The 24,228-nt window shown below is 71.3% G+C and carries 23 protein-coding genes and 1 tRNA gene; 9 read left to right on the top strand and 15 right to left on the bottom strand.

Annotated features, from left to right (window positions below; translation table 11 throughout):
* On the bottom strand, window positions 1-93 hold a 93-nt coding region (locus tag AB0I21_RS31765), incomplete at its 3' end, for a glycosyltransferase (RefSeq protein WP_162189887.1).
* A 102-nt stretch (window positions 94-195) separates the two neighbouring features.
* On the opposite strand from AB0I21_RS31765, the gene AB0I21_RS31760 reads away from it, so the two are divergent.
* Window positions 196-576 carry a PPOX class F420-dependent oxidoreductase gene (locus tag AB0I21_RS31760; RefSeq protein WP_360566657.1) on the top strand — a complete coding sequence of 127 codons (381 nt, stop codon included), beginning with the start codon at window positions 196-198 and terminating at the stop codon, window positions 574-576.
* 118 nt (window positions 577-694) lie between these two features.
* On the opposite strand, the gene AB0I21_RS31755 is transcribed toward AB0I21_RS31760, so the two are convergent.
* Both AB0I21_RS31755 and AB0I21_RS31750 read right to left on the bottom strand, forming a co-directional pair.
* Entirely contained in the window at window positions 695-904 is a 210-nt protein-coding gene (locus AB0I21_RS31755) for a BldC family transcriptional regulator (protein WP_033365012.1), read from the bottom strand.
* 424 nt (window positions 905-1,328) lie between these two features.
* Window positions 1,329-2,168 (bottom strand): hypothetical protein, encoded by an 840-nt coding sequence (locus AB0I21_RS31750; RefSeq protein WP_344501206.1) that lies wholly within the window; start codon window positions 2,166-2,168, stop codon window positions 1,329-1,331.
* A 99-nt stretch (window positions 2,169-2,267) separates the two neighbouring features.
* Between AB0I21_RS31750 and AB0I21_RS31745 the strand changes: the two genes are divergently transcribed.
* Both AB0I21_RS31745 and AB0I21_RS31740 read left to right on the top strand, forming a co-directional pair.
* A complete protein-coding gene (locus AB0I21_RS31745) occupies window positions 2,268-3,326 on the top strand; it encodes a Glu/Leu/Phe/Val dehydrogenase dimerization domain-containing protein (RefSeq protein ID WP_344501207.1) in 1,059 nt (352 codons plus the stop codon).
* A 197-nt stretch (window positions 3,327-3,523) separates the two neighbouring features.
* Window positions 3,524-3,754, top strand: coding sequence for a DUF3073 domain-containing protein (locus tag AB0I21_RS31740; RefSeq protein ID WP_033365009.1), 231 nt, complete (start codon window positions 3,524-3,526; stop codon window positions 3,752-3,754).
* A gap of 138 nt (window positions 3,755-3,892) precedes the next feature.
* On the opposite strand, the gene amcA is transcribed toward AB0I21_RS31740, so the two are convergent.
* The 5 genes from amcA to AB0I21_RS31715 form a co-directional block, all read right to left on the bottom strand.
* Window positions 3,893-4,090: a multiple cyclophane-containing RiPP AmcA gene (gene amcA, locus AB0I21_RS31735; RefSeq protein WP_354889862.1), complete on the bottom strand. Its 198-nt coding sequence runs from the start codon at window positions 4,088-4,090 to the stop codon at window positions 3,893-3,895.
* Window positions 4,074-5,165 carry a cyclophane-forming radical SAM peptide maturase AmcB gene (gene amcB, locus AB0I21_RS31730; protein ID WP_360566666.1) on the bottom strand — a complete coding sequence of 364 codons (1,092 nt, stop codon included), beginning with the start codon at window positions 5,163-5,165 and terminating at the stop codon, window positions 4,074-4,076. The genes amcA and amcB overlap by 17 nt, the downstream gene beginning before the upstream one ends.
* Before the next feature lie 159 nt (window positions 5,166-5,324).
* On the bottom strand, window positions 5,325-6,479 hold the full coding sequence (gene purM, locus AB0I21_RS31725) for a phosphoribosylformylglycinamidine cyclo-ligase (RefSeq protein ID WP_360566655.1): 1,155 nt from the start codon (window positions 6,477-6,479) through the stop codon (window positions 5,325-5,327).
* 57 nt (window positions 6,480-6,536) lie between these two features.
* Window positions 6,537-8,096, bottom strand: coding sequence for an amidophosphoribosyltransferase (purF, locus tag AB0I21_RS31720; RefSeq protein ID WP_344501210.1), 1,560 nt, complete (start codon window positions 8,094-8,096; stop codon window positions 6,537-6,539).
* 184 nt (window positions 8,097-8,280) lie between these two features.
* Complete coding sequence (locus tag AB0I21_RS31715; protein ID WP_360566654.1) at window positions 8,281-8,634, bottom strand: sterol carrier family protein; 354 nt, start codon at window positions 8,632-8,634, stop codon at window positions 8,281-8,283.
* A gap of 358 nt (window positions 8,635-8,992) precedes the next feature.
* On the opposite strand from AB0I21_RS31715, the gene AB0I21_RS31710 reads away from it, so the two are divergent.
* On the top strand, window positions 8,993-10,894 hold the full coding sequence (locus AB0I21_RS31710; RefSeq protein ID WP_360566653.1) for a carboxypeptidase-like regulatory domain-containing protein: 1,902 nt from the start codon (window positions 8,993-8,995) through the stop codon (window positions 10,892-10,894).
* A 119-nt stretch (window positions 10,895-11,013) separates the two neighbouring features.
* Here AB0I21_RS31710 and AB0I21_RS31705 read toward each other — a convergent pair whose 3' ends face one another.
* The 5 genes from AB0I21_RS31705 to AB0I21_RS31685 form a co-directional block, all read right to left on the bottom strand.
* On the bottom strand, window positions 11,014-11,199 hold the full coding sequence (locus tag AB0I21_RS31705) for a hypothetical protein (RefSeq protein ID WP_360566651.1): 186 nt from the start codon (window positions 11,197-11,199) through the stop codon (window positions 11,014-11,016).
* Window positions 11,200-11,341: 142 nt separating this feature from the next.
* Window positions 11,342-11,848 (bottom strand): NUDIX hydrolase, encoded by a 507-nt coding sequence (locus AB0I21_RS31700; protein WP_360566650.1) that lies wholly within the window; start codon window positions 11,846-11,848, stop codon window positions 11,342-11,344.
* A gap of 34 nt (window positions 11,849-11,882) precedes the next feature.
* A complete protein-coding gene (locus AB0I21_RS31695; RefSeq protein ID WP_360566648.1) occupies window positions 11,883-12,809 on the bottom strand; it encodes a sensor histidine kinase in 927 nt (308 codons plus the stop codon).
* A gap of 49 nt (window positions 12,810-12,858) precedes the next feature.
* Window positions 12,859-13,668, bottom strand: a complete 810-nt coding sequence (locus AB0I21_RS31690; RefSeq protein WP_360566665.1) for an MEDS domain-containing protein — start codon at window positions 13,666-13,668, stop codon at window positions 12,859-12,861.
* Window positions 13,669-13,762: 94 nt separating this feature from the next.
* Window positions 13,763-14,554: a hypothetical protein gene (locus AB0I21_RS31685; protein ID WP_360566647.1), complete on the bottom strand. Its 792-nt coding sequence runs from the start codon at window positions 14,552-14,554 to the stop codon at window positions 13,763-13,765.
* A gap of 358 nt (window positions 14,555-14,912) precedes the next feature.
* On the opposite strand from AB0I21_RS31685, the gene AB0I21_RS31680 reads away from it, so the two are divergent.
* The gene (locus AB0I21_RS31680; RefSeq protein WP_360566645.1) at window positions 14,913-16,466 is read left to right on the top strand and encodes a peptide deformylase; all 1,554 of its coding nucleotides are present in this window, start codon (window positions 14,913-14,915) and stop codon (window positions 16,464-16,466) included.
* Between the two features lie 51 nt (window positions 16,467-16,517).
* Here AB0I21_RS31680 and AB0I21_RS31675 read toward each other — a convergent pair whose 3' ends face one another.
* Window positions 16,518-16,964 (bottom strand): pyridoxamine 5'-phosphate oxidase family protein, encoded by a 447-nt coding sequence (locus AB0I21_RS31675; protein ID WP_360566643.1) that lies wholly within the window; start codon window positions 16,962-16,964, stop codon window positions 16,518-16,520.
* A 245-nt stretch (window positions 16,965-17,209) separates the two neighbouring features.
* Between AB0I21_RS31675 and AB0I21_RS31670 the strand changes: the two genes are divergently transcribed.
* From AB0I21_RS31670 to AB0I21_RS31660, 3 genes are read left to right on the top strand one after another with little or no spacing between them, the layout of a single operon-like run.
* Window positions 17,210-18,322 (top strand): globin domain-containing protein, encoded by a 1,113-nt coding sequence (locus tag AB0I21_RS31670; protein WP_360566641.1) that lies wholly within the window; start codon window positions 17,210-17,212, stop codon window positions 18,320-18,322.
* A gap of 57 nt (window positions 18,323-18,379) precedes the next feature.
* Window positions 18,380-19,117 (top strand): CPBP family intramembrane glutamic endopeptidase, encoded by a 738-nt coding sequence (locus AB0I21_RS31665; protein ID WP_360566639.1) that lies wholly within the window; start codon window positions 18,380-18,382, stop codon window positions 19,115-19,117.
* 29 nt (window positions 19,118-19,146) lie between these two features.
* Window positions 19,147-22,224, top strand: a complete 3,078-nt coding sequence (locus AB0I21_RS31660; protein ID WP_360566637.1) for a S8 family peptidase — start codon at window positions 19,147-19,149, stop codon at window positions 22,222-22,224.
* Window positions 22,225-22,227: 3 nt separating this feature from the next.
* Here the strand turns inward: AB0I21_RS31660 and AB0I21_RS31655 are convergent, their stop codons facing one another.
* The gene (locus AB0I21_RS31655; protein WP_360566636.1) at window positions 22,228-23,949 is read right to left on the bottom strand and encodes a hypothetical protein; all 1,722 of its coding nucleotides are present in this window, start codon (window positions 23,947-23,949) and stop codon (window positions 22,228-22,230) included.
* 182 nt (window positions 23,950-24,131) lie between these two features.
* Here AB0I21_RS31655 and AB0I21_RS31650 point away from each other — a divergent pair.
* Window positions 24,132-24,222 (top strand) — tRNA-Ser (locus tag AB0I21_RS31650).
* The last annotated feature ends 6 nt before the right edge of the window (window positions 24,223-24,228 follow it).

The following is a 24,228-nucleotide window of genomic DNA, read 5'->3' as shown; positions in this document are numbered from 1 at the left end:
CTCCGTCGGGTAGTCCACGTCGAGCGCCTGTTTGACGGCGTCGGCGACGCGGACCTCCTCGTTGTAGACCGGCATCAGGATCGACAGCTTCATCACGATCTCCGAAGAGTTCTGGTTGGGACCATCAGACTAGCCTTTCATCACCCGCGCGTGTGATGTCCCCACGAGCGCTTGCACCTACGTACGGTGTGGCCTATGACGAGTGCGGCGAAGCAGCTGGGCGACGAAGCGTACATCGCGGTGACGACGTTCCGGCGGGACGGCACCGCGGTGTCGACGCCGGTATGGGTGGCGCCCGACGGTGACGCGTTGGTGATCTGGACCGTCGCCGACTCCGGCAAGGTGAAGCGGATCCGCCGGGACGGCGCGGTGACGGTGGCGCCGTGCACGGTCCGGGGAGTGCCGACCGGCGAGGCGGTGCCGGGGCACGCGACGATCCTCGGCCCGGACGGCGGCCGCACCGCCCGCGAGCTCATCAAGCGCAAGTACGGCCTGCGTGGCCGCCTCTTCGTCTGGATGAGCGTCCGGCGGCGCGGCGAGGGCGGCACGGTCGGGGTGCGGATCACGCTGGGCTGAACGGCTGTCTCCGCACAAAGCAACGCGCCCGGATCACCGGGGGGTGACGATCCGAGCGCGTCGCGGGAACAAGCGTGTCGTTTTGGCACCGGAGGAATGCGCGAGGTAAGGTTGCGCCTCAGTCGCCCTGGCGCTGCTGCGGGATCTGTCCCTGGAGCAGCGCGCGCACCTCGGATTCGCGATAGCGGCGGTGGCCTCCGAGGGTGCGGATGGCGCTCAGCTTGCCCGCCTTCGCCCATCGGGTGACGGTCTTCGGGTCGACGCGGAACATCGACGCGACCTCAGCCGGTGTTAGCAACGGCTCAGGCTCATGCGTGCGAGATGGCATCGGTCACTCCTCCACAGGTACCCAGGAACGTCGGACGGGGTCCCGCCGGCCGACGCGTTTCCTATGGTCCGGCTAGTCCCCGATGTCCGACATGGGCCGAACGGCTGAAGGTCCCTGTATGGACGGATGATGAATAAGTGAATTTTCCCAATTTGGTGACACGAAATGGGATAAAGCGGGACCGGATGTGACGCTCTGTGGGTGAGTCGATACGAATCTAGCTCACCCGACCGGGTGAGCGGTAGCCCACAAAGTCCTCCCAATAACCCATAACGGACACCACTTCGGAGCGATTCGGTTGCGAAGGGTGACACCCGTTCGTGGCTGTTGGGATTCGGACATTTACGGTGATCGAACTCCATGACAAAACACCCCGCGACGCCATGCGTGCGGGGTGTGATGGCCGGGAGGGGCCGGGCCGGGGTTAGTTGCAGCGCTCCAGGAGCTGCACGGCGCGCCAGCGTTCGACCAGCTTCTCGTACACCTCGGTCGCCTCGTCGGCGTCGCCGCGGGCCACGCTGGACAGGCCCGCCGACACCAGACCCGGCGAGTCGTCCTCGATGAGGGTCTCGTCGGACAGCAGGCCGACCAGGCCGCCGTAGTCCAGCTCGACGATCGAGCGGGAGTGGAACTCCTCCAGCCAGCGCGCTGTCTCCTCGACCGCGACCGTGATCGGCGCGTCGCCGATGGCCCGGCGCAGCACCGCATAGGCCCGGTGCGCCCGCCGGCGGGCCTTGGAGATCTCGGTGCGGTAGCGCAGCACCCGCCGCCCGGGGCGCAGCGACAGCTCGCGCTCCTCGAGGTCGACGAAGACGAACCAGCGCAGGGGCACCCCCCACGTGGCGACCTGCTCGTGCACCCGGGGCATGCCGCGCTCCAGGACGTGGTCGCCGCTGCGCCAGTCGTCGACGACGGTCTGCGCCAGGCCGGCGAGCACCGGCGGGACGAAGGCGTCGGCGATCACGCTCGGCACGCCGTCGCGGGCGGTGAGCGCCGCCTCGGCGACCCGGATGCGCAGGTTCCACGGGCAGACGAGCAGGGTGTCGTCGGCCTCCAGGACGTAGGCCTCGTCGGGCAGGTCGGGCAGGCGTGTCCAGCCGGCGCCGAGCGCCTCGATGACCGCAGTCCGCTGCCGCCCGGGGCCGTCGGACAGCGCGACCGCCCGGCCCTCCTTGACGTAGCGACGCCAGTACAGCTGGTGGTCGCGATCGAAAGCGGCCAGCGGCTCGTACACCCGCAGATATGACGCGAAGAGCGACGGCACGGGCCGATCGTCGCACGAAACTGTCGGTCGCCGGTATTAGGGTCGGTGTACAGGCGCCGTCTCACGAGGATCGGGCCCCCCACCGACACAGGAGCATCCATGGGTGTCTTCACCACCAGCCACGAGCAGGTCGTCTACTGTCACGACCGGCCGTCCGGCCTGCGCGCGATCATCGCCATCTACTCGACGGCGCTCGGACCGGCGTTGGGCGGGACCCGCTTCTACCCGTATGCCTCGGAGGACGACGCGCTGCACGATGTGCTCGACCTCTCCCGCGGCATGGCGTACAAGAACGCGCTCGCCGGCCTTGACCTCGGCGGCGGCAAGGCCGTCATCTGGGGTGACCCGGACAAGGACAAGAGTGAGGCACTGCTGCGGGCCTACGGCAGGTTCGTGCAGTCGCTCGGCGGTCGTTACTACACGGCGTGCGACGTGGGCACCTATGTGCAGGACATGGACGTCGTGGCGAAGGAGACCAGGTTCGTCACGGGACGCTCCGAGTCGCACGGCGGCGCGGGTGATTCGTCGGTCCTTACCGCCTATGGGGTCTTCCAGGGCATGCGGGCAGCGGCGGAGCACCGCTGGGGCAGCCCGACGCTCGCCGGTCGGCGGGTCGGCATCGCCGGGCTCGGCAAGGTCGGCAAGCACCTCACCGAGCACCTCATCGAGGACGGCGCGTCGATCGTCGCGACCGACGTCAACGAGCGCGCCCTGGAGTGGGTCCGCACCACCTATCCGCAGGTGGACGTGGTCGACAGCAGCGAAGACCTCGTCGCGGCCGACCTGGACGTGTATGCGCCGTGCGCGCTCGGTGGGGCGCTCAGCGACGAGACCGTGGCCGTGCTGCGCGCCAAGATCGTCGCCGGCGCGGCGAACAACCAGCTGGCTCACCCGGGGGTGGAGAAACTGCTCGCCGAGCGCGACGTGCTCTACGCACCCGACTATGTCGTCAACTCCGGCGGGGTCATCCAGGTGGCCGACGAGATCGAAGGTTTCAACTTCGCCCGGGCGCAGCAGCGGGCCGCCCGGATCTTCCACACCACCCGGGAGATCCTGCAGCTCGCAGAGGCCGAGGGGGTCCCGCCGGCGGCCGCCGCGGACCGACTCGCCGAACGGCGGATGGCCGACGTCGGAAGGCTCCGTACGATCCTCTTGTAGGACGTGACGACCACGGTACGACGGTGGTGCTTACCCAACCGGTCCGGTCGGGTAAGCAACGCCACCGAATTGGTCGGCAGGGGCGAGATGCCGAAAGGTGCCCTCGACATGTACCGTAAGAGCCACGAGAGATGCCTGACGTTGTCGGGGCCTGCCGGTAATGGCTGCCCCGTAATTCTGTGCGAGGGGGTCGAGCCATGGGGCGCGGCCGTGCGAAGGCCAAGCAGACTAGGGTGGCCAGGGAGTTGAAGTATCACTCCCCAAACACCGACCTCGACGCGTTGCAGCGCGAGCTCGCGGGCAGCCCGAAGTCTTACGACGACTACGCCGGATCCGGCGATCAAGTCGACGATGAGGCCGACGACGAGGACGACGGTAACTACGACGACTCCTCCAGCGACAGCGATTGGCGCTCACGGAGTCGTTGATCATCGGTCTACCCGGCTGACGGGCACGTGGCGACCCCACGTGCCCGCGTCATGTCCGAGACACCCGCGCGGTGGCCGTTCTCTCGACGGCACACCGCGTGGGTGTCTGGTCATAGCCTGACGCTGCTGGACCAGCCCTCAACGGGGACGGTTGTTCCAGTTGTAGAAGGTCGGGATGTTCTCGAAGTGGTTCCAGGCGCAGACGGCGCTCGCGCCGTCCTGACCACTCGCCTCCGAGCGGGCGGCCCTTGCCACGGCGGCCTCATCGAGCAGCACACGGAGGCCGTCAGCGGCTCCGTGGACGCGCTCGGTGACCGGGTCAGCGTGCTCCGGCATGGTCCAGCACTCCCTCCAGAAGGCAAATCTTGCTGTTGCGGCAGTGATTCGTCTCGGTGCTGTCGAACCTGCCGTGCTCGAAGTAGCGGTTCGCCGCGTGGGCACCGCCGCAGAAGCCGAAGTACGCGCACGTCGAGCGGCACGCCTCGACGCCGCGCAGGTACTCCGGCACCCACCCGGCCGAGCCGGCCGCACCGGCCAGGATCTCGGCCAGCGGTGTCCGCAGGACGCTGCCGGAGGAGAAGTCGCCGTAGCGCGCGTCCGTGAAGCCCGCCAGCTCGGGTGAGAGCAGGAAGACGCGCCCGTCGGCGGCGATCGTCGGGATCGGGTCGAGCGCGGCGGGCAGCACGCCGTCGGCGCCGCCGGCCAGGACCGCGCCCGCGTAGCGCAGCGTCCACTCGATCTCCCGCACGTGGATGCGCGGGTCGCGCCGCCACGCCGCGACGAGCTCGGCCCAGAAGCCGCGGACCGCGGCGGTGCCGTGGTCGTTCGCGCGGGCGTTGACGCCCTCCTGCTCCTCGATGTTGATCCCGAGGACGTCGCAGCCGAGGTCGAGGAAGTAGTCGTAGAGCCGGGTGGCGAGGCCCGGCCCGGGCGCGCTGACGACGCAGAGCGCCGAGAAGGGGATCCCGTGCCGCCGCAGCGTCTCGATGCCGCGCTGGATCCGGCTGTACGAGGGGGAGCCCGCCCGGTCGACCCGCTGGTCGTTGAGCTCGGGCGGCCCGTCGACGCTGACGCTGACGTGCATCTGGTGCTCGGTGAAGAACTCGCACCAGTCGTCGTCGATGAGCGTCGCGTTCGTCTGCACGTGGTGCTCGACGCCCTCGAACGGGGCCATCAGCTCGGCGAGCGCGGCCCGCCCGGCGGTCAGCGGCTCGCCGCCGTGCCACACCACTGAGAAGCGGTCGTTGCCGGCGGCCCACCCGTTGACCGACGCGGCGACCGCGCCCGCGACGGCGGGGCTCATCCGGTCGTTGCGGGACCGGAACGGCAGGTAGCAGTACGTGCAGTCAAGGTTGCACAACGTCGTGGGCTGCATCACGACGTAGCCTGGCACCGGCGAGATGCCCCGCATGCCGCTCCACGACACCGCCCCGTCCTCCTTTTGGGTGTAGGGACGTGTCGCTTCAGCCTAGGTCTCTTGACCCTCCGCGGTAAGACCTGGAGATCGGAATAGGCGAGACTTCCCCAATCCCGCCTATTCCGACAGCTACCGGCATCCCCAGGGGGACGGTCAGCCTCGCGTGTGCGAGCCGACCATCTGCACCTGGCCGGTGCCCTCGATGACCTCGCCGACCTGCCAGGCGTCCAGGCCGCGACCGGCGAGGAACGCCAGGGTGCGGTCCGCGTCCTCGGCGGAGACGACGGTCAGCATGCCGATGCCCATGTTGAACGTGCTCTCCATCTCCATGTCCTCGATGCGTCCCTTGGTGCGCACGAGGTCGAAGATGGGCTGCGGCCGCCAGGTCGCGCGGTCGACGACGGCGTCCACGTTCTCCGGCAGGACGCGGACCAGGTTGCCCGGGATGCCGCCGCCGGTGACGTGGGCATACGCGTGGACGTCGCTCTCGGTGATGAGATCGAGGCAGTCCTTCGCGTAGATCCGGGTCGGCGTGAGCAGCTCCTCACCGAGGGTGCGCTGCGAGCCGAACTCGTCGATGACGCTGTCCAGGCGCATGCGGCCCGCGCCGAGCAGCACGTGCCGGACCAGGGAGTAGCCGTTGGAGTGCAGGCCCGAGGAGCGCAGGGCGATGACGACGTCACCGACCTCGACCCGGTCGCGGCCGAGGATCTTGTCCTCCTCGACGACGCCGACGCCGGTGCCGGAGATGTCGTACTCGTCCGGGCGCATCACGCCGGGGTGCTCGGCCGTCTCGCCACCGAGCAGGGCGCAGCCCGCGTAGCGGCAGCCGTCGGCGATACCGGCGCCGATCTCGGCGACCCGGTCCGGCACGACCTCGCCGCAGGCGATGTAGTCGAGCAGGAACAGCGGCTCGGCGCCGCAGGCCACCAGGTCGTCGACGACCATCGCGACGAGGTCGATGCCGACCGTGTCGTGGATGCCCATGGCCTGGGCGATGGCGAGCTTCGTGCCGACGCCGTCGGTGGACGAGGCGAGGATCGGGCTCTTGTACTTCTTGAGGTCGAGCCGGAACAGGCCCGCGAACCCGCCGATGTCACCCATGACCTCGGGCCGGTGCGTGCGGTGCACCTTGGTGCGGAGCAGCTCGACGGCCTTTTCGCCGGCGTGGATCGACACGCCCGCGTCGGCGTACGTCACGGTGCGCCGGCGGCCCCTGCCGTTACCGGCGGTCCACAACTGCCGCTCGGGGGTGCTGCCCTGGCCGGTCTCACCGGCCTTCTCGGCGCGCTCATCCACGTGCGTCACTTTCTCCCCTTTGATTGCCTTGGCGGCGGCCACCGCATGGTGCTACGGGTGGGCGGGTCACGGGCGCAGCAGTGCGCCCGAGCCGCCCGGACTGGCGGCGACGCTGACCGCGCCACCGTCGGTCGTGGTGGAAGCGGCCCCCGCAGCGCGCGCCACACCTTCCAGGACGTGCTTGCCGATCACGTTGTCGGCCGGCAGCTCGATCGGGTACTGACCGTCGAAGCACGCGCTGCACAGCCGGTTGGCCGGCTGCTCGGTCGCCGCGATCAGGCCTGGCAGCGACACGTAGCCGAGCGAGTCGGCGCCGATCGACCGGCGGATCCCCTCCAGGTCGAGCCCGTTGGCGAGCAGCTCCGCCCGGGTGGCGAAGTCGATGCCGTAGAAGCACGGCCACTTGACCGGCGGCGACGAGATGCGGACGTGCACTTCGACCGCACCAGCTTCTCGCAGCATACGCACGATCGCACGTTGAGTGTTGCCGCGCACGACAGAGTCGTCGACGACGACGAGGCGCTTGCCCCGCACGTTGTCGCGCAGCGGGTTGAGCTTGAGCCGGATGCCCAGCTGGCGGATCGTCTGGGACGGCTGGATGAAGGTGCGCCCGACATAGGCGTTCTTGACCAGGCCGTGGCCGAACGGGATGCCGGACTCCGTCGCGTAGCCGATCGCGGCCGGGGTGCCCGACTCCGGCACCGGCATGACCATGTCGGCCTCGACCGGGTGCTCCTTGGCCAGCGTGCGGCCGATCGCCACGCGCGCGGCGTGCACGTTGCGCCCGACGATCGTGGTGTCGGGGCGGGCCAGGTAGACGTACTCGAACAGGCAGCCCTTGGGGTCGGGGGTGCCGAAGCGGGTGGAGCGCAGGCCGTGCTCGTCGATGGCGATCAGCTCGCCGGGCTCGATCTCGCGCACGATGCTGGCGCCGACGATGTCCAGCGCGGCGGTCTCGCTGGCCACCACCCAGCCGCGCTCCAGGCGGCCGAGCACCAGCGGGCGGACGCCGTTGACGTCGCGGGCCGCATACAGGGTGTCCTCGTCCATGAACACGAAGCTGAACGCGCCGCGCAGGGTCGGCAGCACCTCCAGCGCCGCGGCCTCCACCGACAGGTCCGGGCGGGCCGCGAGCAGCGCCGTGACCAGAGCGGTGTCGTTGGTCGAGTTCATTTGGTCGCGCTCGCCGAGCTCGGCGACGCGGCGGGCCAGCTCGGCCGTGTTGACCAGGTTGCCGTTGTGCGCCAGGGCGATCGTGGTGCCGCCGCGGTCCTCGCCGGGGGCGGTGGAGCGCAGCGTGGGCTGCGCGTTCTCCCAGTTGGATCCGCCGGTGGTCGAATAGCGGGCGTGGCCGATCGCGATGTGGCCGCGCAGGCTCGCCAGGGTCGGCTCGTCGAAGACCTGCGACACGAGGCCGAGGTCCTTGTACACCACCACGCCTGAGCCGTCGGAAACCGCGATGCCGGCCGCTTCCTGGCCACGGTGCTGCAATGCATACAGCCCGTAGTAGGTCATCTTCGCGACCTCTTCGCCCGGCGCCCAGACGCCGAACACACCGCACTTGTCCTGAGGACCTGGACGCTGGGGGTCGAGCTCGTGGCTCAACCGGCCATCGCCTCGGGGCACGTTGCCGCTCCTGTCGTCGCAGTTCGTCGGGGTTCGTCGGCGGTGTGGGTCGAGGGGAATCCGACCTGATAGGCGCCGTAATTCGGTCGCCTTCGCGCCCCAAAGTGTACGCGAGGAATTTGGCATGACGCACAGCCACAGTTCACGCGCGGCTCGTAACCAGTGTCACGTACGAATTGCGCAGTTACAAGGGTAGATAGACCGATAAATCAGCCCGAACTCCGCTCGCGCGGATCTTCCCGGTGGTGACTGCTTCATGCCACGATTTCCGACCCGTGGCGATCTCCAGCCAGGTGGCGGGGTCGGTCTCCACGACGTTGGGTGGCGTACCTCTCGTGTGACGCGGACCCTCGACACATTGAATCGCACCGTATGGAGGAACCCGCACCTCCACCGAACGGCCGGGAACACGGGACCGCAGGTCAGCCAGAAGCTCGCGCACAGCGTCACGCAGCGCGAACCGGTCCGGAACGAGCCCGGCATCCATCGCATCAAGGACGGTCTGCACCGTGTCGGAATATCGGTGCGGAGTGGACATGACGGGACGATACGACCGCCTGTGGGCCGGTCGCAACACCCTGCGCCTTTCGCCGACCCCTGTGGACAAGGCATAGTTTGCTGCGGCGCACCATGCAAAGCGAGCCCCGCTCGCATGATGGACCATCGACAGACATGCTCGGCAGAGACGCTCGGGTGAAGTCAAGATCCGGAGGGGTGTGGACGTGACTACCCACCTACGAGCCTTGCTGCTCCGCTCGGGAGCGGCGGCCGTACTGGTGACGGGCGCTCTAGTCGGCACGACAGCCGCGCCAGCGTTCGCGGCCGCGGAACTGACGATCAGTGCGAACAGCCCGACGCTGACCGTCGGAGGTGGGGCGCAATCCTCAACGATCACGGTGAAGAACAGCGGCGACGCGGCACCGGCTGACACCGTTGAGTTCAGCGTCGACATCGAGGTCGGTTCCCAGCAGATCGCGATGAGCACGCCCCCCGGCTGCTCAGCCACCGGGACGGGCTTCAAGTGCAGCATCCCGGCGAACCAGCTGATGCCGAATGACTCGAAGGGCTTCACCGCTACCTTCACTCCGCCCGGCCAGAGTTCGATTCCTGCCGGCCAGCAGCGCGACGTCAACGGACAGCTCAAGATCCAGGGCGGCGGGTCCGGTTCGTTCAAGGTGACCCTGAAGGCGGCCGCGGCGACCGCGCCGGCGACGCAGACGGTGACCGAGGTCTCAGGTACGGTCAACGACTCGACCACCGGCAAGGCGCTCAAGGGCGCGACCGTCACCATGGAGGACGGCGCCGGCAAGAGCCGCTCGATGAACACCAACGACGCCGGCGTCTACCGCTGGCTCGGCACCGAGAGCAACCCCATCGCCCCGGGCGGCATCTCGATCTCGGTCACCATGAACGGGTACGACGCCGGGTCGAAGAACATCAACGTGCAGGCGGGCAAGGGGAGCACCGGCAACCGGATCGCCCTGCTGCCGATCGGCTCGACCGCCTCCCCGATCGCGCCGCCGTCCATGGAGGAGACCACGCCCGCCGGCGCGGACTCGCAGTCGGCCGCGGCCCCGGGCGCGCAGAACACGACCAACACGTCCAGCGGGGGCGGCAGCGGCCTTTCCTCGTACATCCTGATCGCGCTCGGCGCGCTCCTGGTCATCTTCGGCATCGTCGCGATCGTGCTGCTCCTGCGCCGCCGCGGTGACGACGACGAAGAGGACCTCGAGGAGGAGCCGGCCCCGCGGCGCGGCGGCGGAGGCGCGGCCCAGCGCCCCGGCTACCGCCAGGCCCAGGCCGACCCGACGATGGTCAGCGCGATGGGCGCGCCCACGATGATCAACCGTGGCTCCGCGAACGACGCGACCGCGATCGTGCGCCCGGGCCGCGCCAGCGACTACGACGTGCCGCCGGACCCGTACGGCGCGCCCCTGCCGCGGGCGGGCTCCGGCTACGGTGCCGCGGCCGCCGGTGCGGGCTACGGCGCGGCGAACGGCGGCGGGTACAACGACCAGGACGGCTACGCGCAGGGCGCCCCCTCGGCGGGCTACGGCCCCTCGTCCCGCCCGGCGGTCGACCCCTACAGCCCCGAGTACGGCGCCGGCGGCGGCAACGGCTACAACGACCAGGCCGGCTACGGCCCCTCGGGCGGCGGTGGCGGCGGGTACGCGGACTCCACCCAGCGCTGGGAGCCGAGCGCCGGCAACGGCTACGCGGGCGGCCAGGGCGGCGGCTACGGCTCGGGCGGCGCCAACGGCGCCAACGGTGCCAACGGCTACGGCGCGGACGGCGGCCAGAACGGCTACGGCCCCTCGTCCGGCGGCGGCTACAACGGCAACGGCGCCAACGGTTACGGCGGCGACCAGGGCGGCTACGGCCAGGGTGGCGACCAGGGCGGCTACGGCCCGGGTGGTGGCCAGGGCGGTTACGGCCCCGGCGGCGGCCAGGGTGGCTACGGCCCGTCGGCCGGTAGCGGCCAGGGCGGCTACGGCCCCGGCGGCGGTGGCGACGGCTACCCGAGCGCCGGCGGTGGCTACGGCCCGAGCGCCGGCAACGGCTACAACGGCCAGGCCGACTACGACGGCCCGTACGCCGGCCGCGGCGGCTACGAGCAGCGCGGCGGTTACGAGCCCGCCGCCGGCTACGAGCGCGACGGTTACGAGCGCGTCCCCGAGCCCCCGCGGGCCGGCAACGACAACTACGAGCAGCGCGGCGGCTACGGCGACCCGCAGGGCGCCCCCCGCGGCGGCGCCAACGGCGGCAACCGGCGCTCGCTGGACTGGCTCGACGACTGACACACACCCGGCAAACGGCGCCTCTGACACCAGGGGCGCCGTTTTCGTGCCGGCCGCTGACCGGGGAAGGCGGGCCGTCGCACAGGTCGGCCTTCCCCCGGTCAGCCACCGTCGGCGGGTTATGTGATGTGGGTGGGGAGCGCGACTGCCGACGGCCGGGAGACGCAGGTGGGGTCCAGACCCGCGTCCATGGCGACCACCGACGGTGCCGGCAGGCGCGGGTGCATCACCCGGAGCCAGCGCACCTTGCGCAGCATCTTGGCGGTCGGGCCGGGCTCCCGGTGGCGGGGCGTGTGGCCGATCATGCTGCTTCCTCAATGAACCGTGGCACGCAACAGAGTGTGCGCGGCCGGACACGAGGTCGTCAGCATGCGAACGGTTCCGGTCCTGCGCTGGTCAGCTTCCCCCGTTCGGGGGCGAGTAGGGCGCGCCCGGAGTTGAGTAACGCTACTGGTGGCGGTGGCCCATCTCGGCGTGGATCGGCTCGCCGGTGGTGAGCGCCGTCAATGCCAGTGACAGGCGGCGGTGCAGGGACGCGCGGATGGTGGCGTCGTCCAGCGGGAGCCACCGGACGCCGGTGAGCTCGTCGGCGGCGGGGCGCAGGTCGGTGGCGGGGTCGAGGACGCCGCCGTCGAAGACGAACTGGACCTGGTCGCTCCAGGGGTCGCGGCCGGGCGTCCAGTCGACGACCAGCAGGCGCCCGGTGGGCCGGTCGAGGCCGAGCTCCTCGAGGACCTCGCGGCGGCAGGCGGCGCTGGGCGGCTCGCCCGTCTCCACGATGCCGCCGGGCAGGTCGAGGTACGGCTTGTAGTTGGGCACCACGAAGAGGATCCGGCCGGCGGGGTCCCTGATCAGGGCGCCGGCGGCGACCGTCTTGTGGGCCATCCGCCGGGCGATGCCGGGGTGGAACTCCGCCTCCGGCGGACCTTCGGCGGCGAAGAAGGAAGCGGTCACGGTGTCCATCCAACCAGGGGCGCGCCGCTGCGCCTCAGAAGCCCGCCCGCCGCATGTGGAGGCGGACGGTGGTGCCGGTGGCGCCGGTGCGCATCTCCAGCAGGTCGCAGATCTGCCGGGCGATCCACAGCCCGTGGCCGCGCTCCGAGTGCGGGCCGGCGCGCAGGAAACCCAGGAAGTTGCCGGTGGCGGTGCCGGAGTCGGTGATCTCGCAGATGACCCGGCGGTCGGTCGCCCACATGCGGGCCTCGCCCGTGCCGCCGCCGTGCCGCAGGACGTTGGTGGCGATCTCGTTGATGGCGAGCACGTAGTCGTCGATCCGGTCGTTCGCGACGCCGAGGCGCGGGGCGTGGTCGGCGACGAACTGCCGGACCGGGGCCAGGTCGGGGTGGACCGGGATCCATTCGACGCCGGTGGCCGGATACGGCGTGAGCGGCGTGTTGTGGGCGGCGTAGTAGGAGGCGGGCTCGGTGAAGTCGGCGCTGATCTCGCTGGCGGTGCCGACCGCGAGCCGCGGGTGGGTGCGGCGGGCGTCGTCGACGATGGTGCTGGCGAGGACGCTGCTGTCGTAGCCGCACATGACCCAGGCGCGGGAGTCGGCGAGCGCGACGTTGACCACCGACTCGTACCGGCCCCACTCCGACGTCTCGAGGTCGTCGCGGCCCACCCAGACGGGCTCGCCGATGACCCGCAGGAAGGCGCTGTCGCCGGCGAGGGCGTCGATGCGGCGGTGGTGGGCGTCGAGGGTGCGCCCGGGGGAGTCGAACCAGCCGGACGGCTCGAGGAAGGTGACCCGGTCGGCGGCGGCGTCGAGCCGCTCGTGCAGGAGGCTGGTGTTGCGGGTGGAGGTCACGGCCAGGACGGTGTCGCCGCGGTGCACGCCCTCGACGATGAACGGCACGGCCGCCGCGAGGAACTGCTCGGGCGAGTCGAACAGCAGCGCCTGGTGGATCAGGGTCACGACGTCGCCCCCGTTGTGCTCCGGCGCCGTTCGCGGCGCTTCAGGCCCATCACGACGCCCGCACCCCCGCGTCCCCGATGGTGAGGCCCGGGGTGGTGTCCCAGCCGACGATGCGCAGCACGTTGCGCAGGGTCGGGGCGAGGTGGCGCACCTCCAGCACCCGGTCCGGTGGCAGCGCCTCGGCGGCGCGGACCAGGGCGCGGATGCCGGCGACGTCGATGAAGCGCAGCTCGGCGAGGTTGATCACGACGATCGGCTCGGGCCATCCCGCGGTGTGGGCGAGCGCCTCGGAGAACGGCCCGGCGGTGGCGTCGTCGACGGTGCCGATGATGCGCAGGCCGCGGGGCGAGAATGTGGGCACGATGCGGAGCCGGCGGTCGTCGTGCAGCGGGTCGATGGTCATCACCCCGGGGTGCCGGGCGACGAGACCGGAGAAGTCCGCCTTGTGGAAGAGGCGCTCGTCGTACTGGCAGACCGCCGCGACCCCGTCGGAGCCGGTGACGGTCGAGGCGACACCCGACTCGTACTCGTGCAGGCGGACGGTGTCGGGCAGGGCCCAGCTCATCTCGCCGGTGAGGCGCAGCCCCTGGAAGCCGGCGGCGCGGGCGTCCCGGACGGCGTCCCGGATGCCGTCGACGAGGACGCCCGGGTCGAAGCGGTCGTCGGCCGCCGGGCGGACCTCGAGCTGGCCGCGGGCGATCGCGAGGGCCCCGTCGACGCCGCGCGGGTCGAGCCACGCGTCGATGGCGCCCGGCGCGGTCCGGTCCGAGTAGTACAGGACCCGCTCACCGCGGACGAGGCCGTCGGCGATGTAGGCGGACACCACCTCGCGCTGCTCCTGGTCGCTCGCGAACGGCAGGCAGAGGTGATCGCCCAGGCGGACGTGCCTGGTGTGCTTGGTCGAGACGCTGTCGTTGATGACATCAACTTACCCATCGACGCCGAAATTGATGTCAGGCGCGGATGCAGCAGCTCGAGCAGACCTTCGGGGTGGGCAGGGTGAAGGCGAGGCAGCAGGTGCGCCGCTTGATGTCGAGGCCGCCCTGCTCGCGGGCGCTGAGGTCGACGAGGTCGTCGGCGCCGAGCGCGGTCAGCACGCGGTGGGCGGTGTCGAGGAGGACGTCCGGGGGCGCGACGTGGCCGCGGGAGATCGCGTAGGAGACCCCGGAGGCGACCGAGCCCCACAGCGTCCGCCGGCCCAGGCGGGCCTGCTTGCGCACCTCGTCGAGCATCGGGTCGAGGTGGGCGTCGACCAGCGAGCGCCGCATGACGCCCAGCAGCTCGTCCTCGTCGTCGACGATGAGCAGCCCCGGCGTGTCGGTGGCGACGATGGGGTCGGTGGCGAGGACCGCGGTGACGGGCCGGCGCAGCGCGAGGGTGAGGAAGGGCTGCCGGTCGGAGAACCGGACCAGGACGTGATCCGGTGTCATCAGCGGTACCCGCCGGGAACCGGTGAACCCGATCACAGCCGGCAGGGCCAGCCAGTACGAGTAGCACTTCCAGGCGAGGGCGGCGGCGGCGTGCGGCTGCGCGTCCCAGCGCTGGGCGGCGGCGTCGAGCCACTCCCGGACGCCCTCGGCGGTGAGCAGCTCGCCGGCGGCGCGCCAGCCGGGCGTGTGCGGCGGGACCAGCCCGGTGGACAGCCCTTGGAGTGATTCTTTTCCGTGCCGCAGGCCCATCCGCGCCAGCCCGGCGATCACCGGGGCCAGGGGATCGACGGCCGTCCGGCTGATGAGGGCGGTCACGTTGGGTCGCCGCTGGTGCCGGGCGGGCAGGGGGACACACTGCGAGGACGCCGCGGCGCGGCGCTCGTCCTATGCGTGTGTGCGGTGCTCACCACCGTCGGATACCCCCAGACGTGCATGCCAAGCGCACACGATACCGCGATTAGGTAAGCCTAACCACTCCAACATTGTCCGTTATCCGATGTCACTTTGTGTAACTTTGCACAGACTGGCTGCTGATGTCGATGCGTTGATCAACGCCGATGGGGTGGCGTTGTCAACCCTTTTGTCGGCAAATTGTCCGCTTGACCTGTTCGGCAGCCGACCCCGAGGACACTGAGTCGGGCAGGGGCCGTCTCCCTGCGAGGCTGGGACGGACATGACTTCGAGCGACTCTCCCGTGCAGCGGGCGTCAGAGGCGTTCGTCGCGGAGTTCGCGCGGTGGCGCATCGACCGCGGCATGTCCAAGAAGCAGCTGGCCGCCGCCATGGGGTTCGACGCCTCCTACGTGAGCCACGTCGAGGCCCGCCGCCACCGCCCCACCGAGGACTTCGCCCGGCGCGCCGAGGCGATCCTGCAGAGCGGCGGCGCCATCTGGCAGCGCTACAAGGAGTACGACGAGCTGCGCGCGACCGCCCGCAGCCGGGTCGGCCTCCCCGGCCGCGACCCGCCGGTGCCCGACCAGTGGCTGCCGCCCGGCACGGGACTGGTCGTCGAGCGGGAGACCGCCCGGCTGTCCTACGTCGACGGCAAATACCGGTGCACGGTCCGCCGTGCGCTGTACAACGCCGGCACCGAGCCGGTCACGCGCTACCTGGTGCGGATCTCCGTGGACCGCTACCCGGACGACCCGGCGCGCTCCAACCGCCATCACCGTGACCACCCCATGTCGTGGGACGAGCTGGCGATGGTCGCGTCGTGCGCCGGCGAGCCCATGGACTGGCGGTCCAAGACCGACCGGGACGCGCTCAAGGAGGCGTGGCTGCTGTTCGAGAACGCGCAGGGCCGCTTCCCCCTGTACCCGGGGCAGCGGACCACCATCGCGTACTCGTGGCACATCAGCGTCGAGAAGTGGGGCCACTGGTTCCAGCGCACCGTCCGCCTGCCCACCCGGCAGCTCACCATCGAGGTCGAGTTCCCGGCGCGGATGCGGCCGGTCGTCTGGGGCGTGCAGACGTCGCTGTCGGCCGAGGAGGTGCCGCTGCGCACCCCCATCACGCAGGAGCTGTCCGTCGACGGGCGGGCGGTCTTCTCGTGGCACACCGAGCAGGCGACCCTGCACGACCGCTACCGGCTGGAGTGGCGCTTCCGGGGCACCCGGCCGGAAGGGGCGGTCGAGCAGCCGGACGACTGGGAGGAGCCCCCTTTCGTGCAGCCGGCCTCGAGTGACGCCATGCGCGCGGCCGGTGTGATCCAACGCGGCGACGCCGGACTCGACCGGCCGGTGCGGCGGCTGGACCTGCCCGGTGAGTCGGCGCGGGCCGAGGACGTCATCGAGCAGCTGGCCACGGCGCTGGACCGGATCGAGGCACTGCACCCTTTCGTGAAGGGCGTGGGGCTCGCCGCCCCGCAGCTCGGTTCGGGGCTGGCGGTGGCGGTGATCCGCGCGGCCGACCCTGACGCGGAGCAGATCGTGCTGATCAACCCGCGGGTCGTGGCGGAGTCGGCCGACGCCGATGAGCAGTTCGAGGGCTGCCTGTCGTTCTTCGACGTCCGCGGGCTGGTGCGGCGGCCGCTGCGGATCACCGTGGAGAGCGAGCTGCTCGACGGTTCGACGGTGACGACGGTGTACGACCAGGCGCTGGCCCGCCTGGTCGCGCACGAGATCGACCACTTGGACGGGCGGCTCTACGTGGACCGGATGGAGGACGACGCGCCGCTCGTGCCGACGACGGAGTACCGCCAGACGGGCAAGCCCTGGCACTACGCCTGAGTGCCCGAAGCCCGGACGCCCGAGAGCTCGGGCGTCCGGAAGGGCGGGACGCTACAACTCGCCCGCGGCGGAGATGTAGGCCGACTCGACGTAGACCGTGATCCAGCGCGCCGGGCGGCGGTCGGCGACCAGGTCCAGCGCGGGATCCAGGTGGAGCGAGTGGTACGCGCGCCGCATCGCGTCGTCGTCCAGCACCTTCGCCTTGCCGTTGACGTGCAGCCCGATCGCGCCGCGGGCGAAGTCGACGAAGAGCAGGCTGACCCGCGGGTCGCGCTCGATGTCGGTGATCGCCTCCGACAGGCCCTCGTCGCCGAACTCGGGCCACGCGAGCCGGTTCTCCGAAAAGACCCGCACGAAGCCGGCGCCGCCGGTGACGAACGTGCAGTCGTGGCCGTCCTCCGGCTCGCCCGTCGCCACGAACAGCATCTCCTGGCGGCGGATGAAGAGCTGCATCCGGTCGTCGAGCTCATTGGACACGTCGCGCGAAAGATCGGACACGGTCGGCACGGTGCACCTCCATGGGCGGCTGGCTCTGTCACCAGCCAAACACCGGTGGTGTGCGACGGCCGGACAGTCAGTGCGATTGACCCGAAAGGCCGACCTGTCCAGCGCCCCGTCCCGGCGCGTCGAGTGGAAAAGAACCGGTGAACACGGGACGTCGCACACTCAGTGCGATGCGTGTTCTTCCCTGGTGGCGACGCTGGCTGTCCGACGGCACCTACGTTTGACCGCGAAGGGCACCGATGAGCGATCTGTCGCGTTTACTGAAGGAGAGTTGGAGCCTCGTCGAGGAGCAGCAGGACAAGCTCGCCAGCTACTTCTACGCGCGTATGTTCCTGAACCAACCACAGCTGAGGGACCTCTTCCCGGTCCAGATGGACGTGCAGCGCTCCAGGCTTCTCGGCGCGATCGTGACCGCCGTGCAGACCGTCGACGACCCCGACACGTTCGACGAGTACCTGCGCTCGCTCGGGCGTGACCACCGCAAGTTCCACGTGCGGCCCGAGCACTACGACGTCATCCGCGAGGCGCTGATGGAGGGCATGCGCACCTTCGCCGGTGACCAGTGGACCCACGAGTTCGACCAGGCCTGGCGGGACGCCTACGCGGTGATCGCCGAGAAGATGATCGCCGGCGCCGAGGCCGACTCCACGAACCCGCCCTACTGGCACGCCGAGGTCCTCTACCACGAGCGGCGCAACCAGGACATCGCCGTCATCACGTGCCGCCCGCTCCAGCCGCTGGAGTACCGCGCCGGGCAGTACATCAGCGTCGAATGCAAATACCAGCCGCGGCTGTGGCGCGTGTACTCCGCTGCGAACGCGCCGCGCAAGGACGGCTCCATCGACTTCCACGTCCGGGCCGTCGGCGCCGGCTGGGTGTCCTCCGCGCTGGTCCGGAAGGTCCAGCCGGGCGACATGATCCGGCTCGGCGCCCCGATGGGCTCGATGGTCCTGGACCGCCGCTCGACCCGCGACATCGTCTGCGTCGCCGGCGGCACCGGCTTCGCCCCGATCAAGGCGCTGATCGAGGAGATGACCCGGGCCAACCGGACCCGCTGGGTGCACGTGTTCGTCGGGGCCCGTGACCGCGACGACCTGTACGACCTGGCGTGCCTCAACCGGCTCGCCGCCCGCTACCCGTGGCTGTCGGTGGTGGCCGCGACCACCGACGACCCCGACTTCCCCGGCGAGCACGGCAACATCTCCGACGTGGTCGCCCGCTACGGCCCGTGGAACGACCACGACTTCTTCGTCTCCGGCTCGCCGCAGATGGTGCGTTCGACCCTGCGCACCCTCGCGGAGATGCAGGTCCCCGCAATTCGGATCAAATACGACGCCTTCGGGGACTCGTAACACCGGGAGGGGCGCCGTTTCGTGCGGGCGGCGCCCCTGCCGAACTAGAGTTCGCGCGTGATCGACAAGCGTGCCGTCCGCGTCGAGGTGATCCTGCTGCTCGGCGTGTCGCTCGGCAGGTCCGCGATCCTCTCGATCCTGGCGATCATCGATCGGCTCACCTACGTGAAGCCGCTCTCTGAGCAGACCGCGACGCTCAACCCGTCGATCACCCCGGACCGCCCCTGGCTCGACCTGGCATACCAGCTGGTCTACACGGGTCTGGGCTTCGTCGCGCCGCTGCTCGCGGTGTACCTGCTGCGCCGCGACCACGAGGACTGGCGCCTCGGCGTGCGGCCGGGCTCCGACCTCGGCTACGGCGTGGGCCTGGCCGCCCTGATCGGCCTGCCGGGCCTCGCCCTCGTGTGGGCGGCGCGGGAGCTGGGGATCAGCGCGCAGATCGTGCCCGAGGCGCTCGGCACGCACTGGTGGTCGGTGCCGGTGCTGATCCTGGCCGCCCTGCAGAACGGCGTCCTCGAAGAGATCGTCATGATCGCCTACCTGCTGACCCGCCTGCGGGACCTGGGCTGGAACCCCTGGGTGGCGATCGTGACCAGTGCGGCGATCCGCGGGTCGTACCACCTCTACCAGGGCTTCGGCGGGTTCATCGGCAACTTCGTCATGGGGCTGGTCTTCGGCTGGTTCTACCGGCGGACGAACCGGGTCATGCCGCTCATCGTGGCGCACACGATCCTCGACATCGTGTCGTTCGTGGGGTACGCCCTGCTCAAGGATCATTTGACGTTCCTGAGATAGGGCAAATTGCCACAATTAGTCTGACGTGTGTGGGCCGAATCCTTCTCGTCATCACCCTCGTCGCGTCATCCGTCTTCGCGCTGCCGGTGGCGGTCTCCGGCAAGGCGGCCAGCTCGGCGCTCTACATCGTGCAGCTGGAGGGCGACCCGGCCGGACGCCAGGAGAGCGCCCGCGGCGCGATCCGGGCCGGCCGCGCGGACGTCCTGCGCCGCGCCGGGATCCGCAGGACGGTCACGGTGTACGAGTCGGCCTTCAACGGTTTCGCCGCCGCGCTCACCCCTGAGCAGAAGGCCCGCGTGGAGCGGACCCCCGGCGTGCGCCACGTCTGGCCCAACGAGCGGCGCACCGTCGACACGATCTCCACCACCGGCTTCCTCGGCCTGGAGGGCCCGGCCGGGGCGTGGGCCAAGCACTTCGGCGACCCGTCCCGTGCCGGCGAGGGCATGATCATCGGCGTCATCGACACGGGCTTCTGGCCGGAGAGCCCCAGCCTCGCCCCGCTCCCCGAGCCCCGCCCCGACCAGGCCGTCATCGACAAGAAGTGGGCCAGGGGCGGCACCGACAAGTGCGACGAGGGCACCGGCACCGCCCAGCAGCGGATCACCTGCAACAACAAGGTCATCGGCGCCCGCTTCTACGACGGCGGCGGCTTCGGCGGCTGGGAGTCGGAGTTCCACTCCCCGCGCGACTACGACGGCCACGGCACCCACACCGCGACCACCGCCGCCGGCCTGCCCGACGTCCCCGCCACCATCAACGGCGACCCCGTCGGCACCATCTCCGGCATGGCGCCCGCCGCCCGCATCGCCGTCTACAAGGCCCTGTGGCGGCAGTCCGACGGCGAGGGCTCCGGCGGCACCGTCGACCTGCTCGACGCGGTCGACGACGCGGTCAGCGACGGCGTCGACGTCATCAACTACTCCGTCTCCGGCTCCGAGTCGCTCATCGTCGACCCGGTCGAGCTCGCCTTCTACAACGCGGCCGCGGCCGGCGTCTTCGTCGCCACGTCCGCCGGCAACAGCGGCCCCGACGAGTCCACGGTCGCGCACAACGCGCCCTGGGTGACCACCGTCGCCGCCAGCTCCCACGACCGCGGCGCCGACAAGTCCGTGACCCTCGGCGACGGCACGACCTACACCGGCGCCGGCCAGGGCCCCGCCGTGCCGTCCGCGCCGCTCGTCGACTCCGTGAAGGCCGGCCTCAAGACCGCCGACGCGGAGAAGGTCGAGCTGTGCTACCCCGGCACCCTCGACCCGGCACTGGTCAAGGGCAGGATCGTGCTCTGCAAGCGGGGCGTCAACCCGCGCACCGACAAGAGCATCGCCGTCCGCGACGCCGGCGGGGTCGGCATGGTCCTCTACAACCCGAGCGAGAACTCGCTCAACGCCGACTACCACGTCATCCCCACCGTCCACGTCGACCACGTCGCCGGGGCGGCGATCAAGGCGTACCTGGCGACCCCGAACCCGACCGCCTCGCTCTCAGCCGTGTCGGCGGTGGTGCCGCGGGCGCCCGCCATGGCCGCCTTCTCCTCCGCCGGCCCGGCCCTCGCCGGCGGCGGCGACCTGATCAAGCCCGACATCACCGCCCCGGGCGTCGACATCGTCGCCGGCGTGTCCCCGGCCGGCCACCACGGCAACCTGTTCGACGGCGAGTCCGGCACCTCGATGTCCAGCCCGCACATCGCCGGCATCGCCGCCCTGATCCGCGCCGAGCACCCGGGCTGGTCGCCGTCGGCCGTCCAGTCGGCGCTCATGACCACCGCCGGCGTCCACGACAACACCGACGGCATGATCCAGCGGGCCGGGAAGATCGCGAGCCCGCTCGACTACGGCTCCGGCCACGTCCGCCCTTCGCAGGCCTTCGATCCCGGCCTGGTCTACGAGTCGGGCCCGCAGGACTGGGCTCGCTACGGGTGCGCCATCGGCCAGCTGCAGCTCGTCAGCGACTGGTGCCCCACCGTCGGCAGCGCCGACCCCAGCGACCTCAACTACCCGTCGATCGCGGTCGCCTCGCTGCCCGGGACGCAGACCGTCTCCCGCACCGTCACCAACGTCTCCACCCAGCCGAGCGTCTACGTCGCCTCCGTCACCACGCCGCAGGGGCTCGCCGTCACCGTCACGCCGAGCACCCTGACCGTCGCACCCGGCGAGTCCGCCACCTTCAAGGTCACCATCCGGCGCACCGACGCCGCGTACCGCGTCTGGACCTTCGGCTCCCTCACCTGGACCGACCTGCGCGGCCACACCGTGCGCAGCCCCATCGGCGCCCGGCCCGTCGCGCTCGCCGGCCCGGGCGAGGTCACCGGCTCCGGCGCCGCCGGCACCGCCGCGATCGAGCTCACCGCCGGGTACAGCGGCAACGTCACCACCAAGCTCTTCGGCCTCACCGCGTCGGCCGTCCACCAGCAGAACCTCGTCGGCAGCACGGCCGCCTTCGTGCCCACGGCGCCCGCCACCGGCCCGGCCGTCTTCAAGTTCACCGTCACCGTGCCGCCCGGCGCCGAGTTCGGCCGCCTGGCCACGTTCGCCGCCGACCACGTCCCCGGCACCGACGTCGACCTCTATCTCTACCAGGACGGGCAGCTCGTGGACCGCAGCGACGGCACCACCGCCGACGAGGAGATCCCGCTCACGTCCATGGGGGTGTTCGAGGTGTACGTCGTGCGCTTCGCCGCGCCACCCGACGCCGACGGCCGGCCGGTCGTGGCGCACACGTTCCTCGTCGGTGGCGACCCGGCCGGCAACCTCACGGTCACGCCGCCGGTGGCCGCGGTCCAGCCCGGCCGGCCGGTGACCTTCACCGCGGCCTGGCACGACCTCGACCCCGCGAAGCGGTACCTGGGCATGGTCGAGTTCGGCGACAGCACCGCGGCCCGGGCCTGGACCACGATCGCGGTCGGCCCGGACGCCTTGCCGCCCGCTCCGGGGCCTGGCGCGTCGCCTGGCGCGTCGCCTGGCGCGTCGCCGTCGGTTTCCAGGCCCGCGCGGCCGTCGCCGTCGGCTTCAGTTTCCAGGCCCGCGCGGCCGTCGCCGTCCGCTTCGGTTTCCGGGCCTGTTCGGCCGCCGTCCGCTGTGGTGCCGTCGCTGCGGGTCGCCCCGCGGTGACCCCTATCGCCCGTCGGGGGTGGGGACCGGCTTGCGCCGGTAGTAGCGGGTGGCGCGCATGGCGATCGCCTCGGTCGACCTGACCGCGGCGACCGCCCCGATCACCGGCCCGATCCCGGGCACCGCGCGCCGGGCGATCCTGACCCCGGCGGCCTGCAGCAGCCCGCCGCCGAGCGTCCGGCCGAGCGGACCCGCCAGCCTGGCGACCCCCACCCCGGGCACGGCCCGCCGCGAACGCTGCGCCTGCTCCGCGGCCATGATGGCGGCCTCGGCGGTGGCGACCTCCGCGTACACCCGCTGCAGGACGAGCAGCTCGGCCGCCCGCGCCCGGTCGAGCGGATCGTGCCCGTGCGCGGCGGCCAGGTGCAGGACGAGCTTGGCGTGCAGCCAGTTGACCCCGGCCGCCTCGACCACCAGCCCCAGCGACCCGGCCGCTCCCGCCGCGATCCCCAGCCTCCTGGCCCGCCGCACGAACTCCCGCGTCACCGCCCGCCCGATCGCGTCACCGTCGACGCCGGGGTAGTTCGCCGCATACCAGGCGGCCCGCTCCCGCGCCGCCTCCCCGAGCCGCGCGACCGCGGCGAGGGCGAGCAGCTCCGGCAGGTACGCGGGATTGATCCCCCGCCCGGCCGGCTCCACCTCCTGCTCCTTCTCCGGGACCCCGAGGTCGGTCGGATCGGCCTCGACCACCTCCACCCGCCCCTCGACGAGCGGCACCTCGTCCACCACCGGCGCCGCCTCGGCTGCTTCGGCTTCCTCGGCTTCCCTGGGTGCGTCGGCTTCCCTGGGTGCGTCGGCTGCCTTGGGTGCCTTGGGTGCGTCGGGTGCCTCGGGTGCAGCGGGTGCAGCGGGTGCCTCGGGTGCCGGCTCGGGCGCTGCGGGCGCCTCGGGCGCTTTGGGTGCCGGGAAGAGGACCTCTTGGGTCGAGGTCGCTTTCACCGCCGCCTTCTTCACGGCGGCCTTCTTGACGGGAGCCTTCTTCGCGGGCGGGGTCTCCGGTGTCGGCTCGACCTCCGCCTTGGGCTCGACCTCCGCCTTGGGCGCTGCCTTCTTCGCCGGCGCCTTCTTGGCCACGGCCTTCTTGGCCGCCTTCTTCGCCGGTGCCGCTGCCTCCGGGGGCGTCACCTGGGCGGGCTCGGCGGCGGGCACCGGCTGCTCGGACGTCCGCGCCGCAGGCACCGTCTTCGCCGCGACCTTCGCGGGTGCCGCCTTCTTGGCGGTGGTCTTCGCGGGCGCGGCCTTCGCGGGCGCGGCCTTCGCAGGTGTGGCCTTCGTCACCGGTGGCGGCTGCTCGGGAGGGCTCGCCTGCTTGACCGGCGGGGCAGCGGCGGCCGGCCTCGGCTGCTTCGTGGACCCGGTCACGGGCGTCGGAGAAGCCGACGGTCTCGGCTGCGGCCCGGCGACCGGCGGGGGAGGGGCGGCCGGTCTCGGCTGCTGCGCAGGTCCGGCCACAGGTGGCGGGGCGAACGGGGTCACCGGCTTCGCCGCCGGGCGCGCCACGCGGGGCTGCGGGGCCGCCTGTCGCGGCGCCTCCACGACGGGCGGCGGCGGGGCGCCGAACGGCGTGGTCGCCGGACGCGGGGATGCCGCCGCCGGTGGCGCGGTCTCCGGGGCGGACTCCTGCGGCGGCGGCTCGAACCGCAGGGAGGTGTCGCCGAGGACCCGTGGGTGGCGGGGTGGCTCGTTGGAAGTCGGAGGCTCGGTGGACTTCGGTTCCTCTCCCATTCGCAAGAGCGTAATGCGCCAACGCCGATGGCACCCGCCGTGCGACCAGGCAATCGTCCACCGGTGGACGATGTGACGCAAACCACGCAGCCCGGTCCGACGCGCCAGGGGGTTACCCGCTTTGCCCGGTCCTTCACCGGCCCTGTATCCTCGGACGGCGGCTCCTGGCGACAGGGGTTGTTGGAGGCTTCGCCTAGTTCGGTCTATGGCGCCGCACTGCTAATGCGGTTTGGGTCTTAAAGCCCATCCCGGGTTCGAATCCCGGAGCCTCCGCGCAAA

The organism is Dactylosporangium sp. NPDC050588, from assembly GCF_040654975.1.
Taxonomy (GTDB): Bacteria; Actinomycetota; Actinomycetes; order Mycobacteriales; family Micromonosporaceae; genus Dactylosporangium; species Dactylosporangium maewongense.
The sequence above is the reverse complement of the archived record's forward strand: the minus strand, read 5'-3'. Positions and strand labels throughout refer to the sequence as shown.

Bases quoted from the DNA above. Each gene is read 5' to 3' on its own strand.
- AB0I21_RS31760 (WP_360566657.1), top strand. From the start codon at position 196: ATGACGAGTGCGGCGAAGCAGCTGGGCGACGAAGCGTACATCGCGGTG.
- AB0I21_RS31755 (WP_033365012.1), bottom strand. From the start codon at position 904: ATGCCATCTCGCACGCATGAGCCTGAGCCGTTGCTAACACCGGCTGAG.
- AB0I21_RS31745 (WP_344501207.1), top strand. From the start codon at position 2,268: ATGGGTGTCTTCACCACCAGCCACGAGCAGGTCGTCTACTGTCACGAC.
- AB0I21_RS31740 (WP_033365009.1), top strand. From the start codon at position 3,524: ATGGGGCGCGGCCGTGCGAAGGCCAAGCAGACTAGGGTGGCCAGGGAG.
- amcA (WP_354889862.1), bottom strand. From the start codon at position 4,090: ATGCCGGAGCACGCTGACCCGGTCACCGAGCGCGTCCACGGAGCCGCT.
- amcB (WP_360566666.1), bottom strand. From the start codon at position 5,165: ATGCGGGGCATCTCGCCGGTGCCAGGCTACGTCGTGATGCAGCCCACG.
- AB0I21_RS31715 (WP_360566654.1), bottom strand. From the start codon at position 8,634: ATGTCCACTCCGCACCGATATTCCGACACGGTGCAGACCGTCCTTGAT.
- AB0I21_RS31705 (WP_360566651.1), bottom strand. From the start codon at position 11,199: ATGATCGGCCACACGCCCCGCCACCGGGAGCCCGGCCCGACCGCCAAG.
- AB0I21_RS31680 (WP_360566645.1), top strand. From the start codon at position 14,913: ATGACTTCGAGCGACTCTCCCGTGCAGCGGGCGTCAGAGGCGTTCGTC.
- AB0I21_RS31670 (WP_360566641.1), top strand. From the start codon at position 17,210: ATGAGCGATCTGTCGCGTTTACTGAAGGAGAGTTGGAGCCTCGTCGAG.
- AB0I21_RS31655 (WP_360566636.1), bottom strand. From the start codon at position 23,949: ATGGGAGAGGAACCGAAGTCCACCGAGCCTCCGACTTCCAACGAGCCA.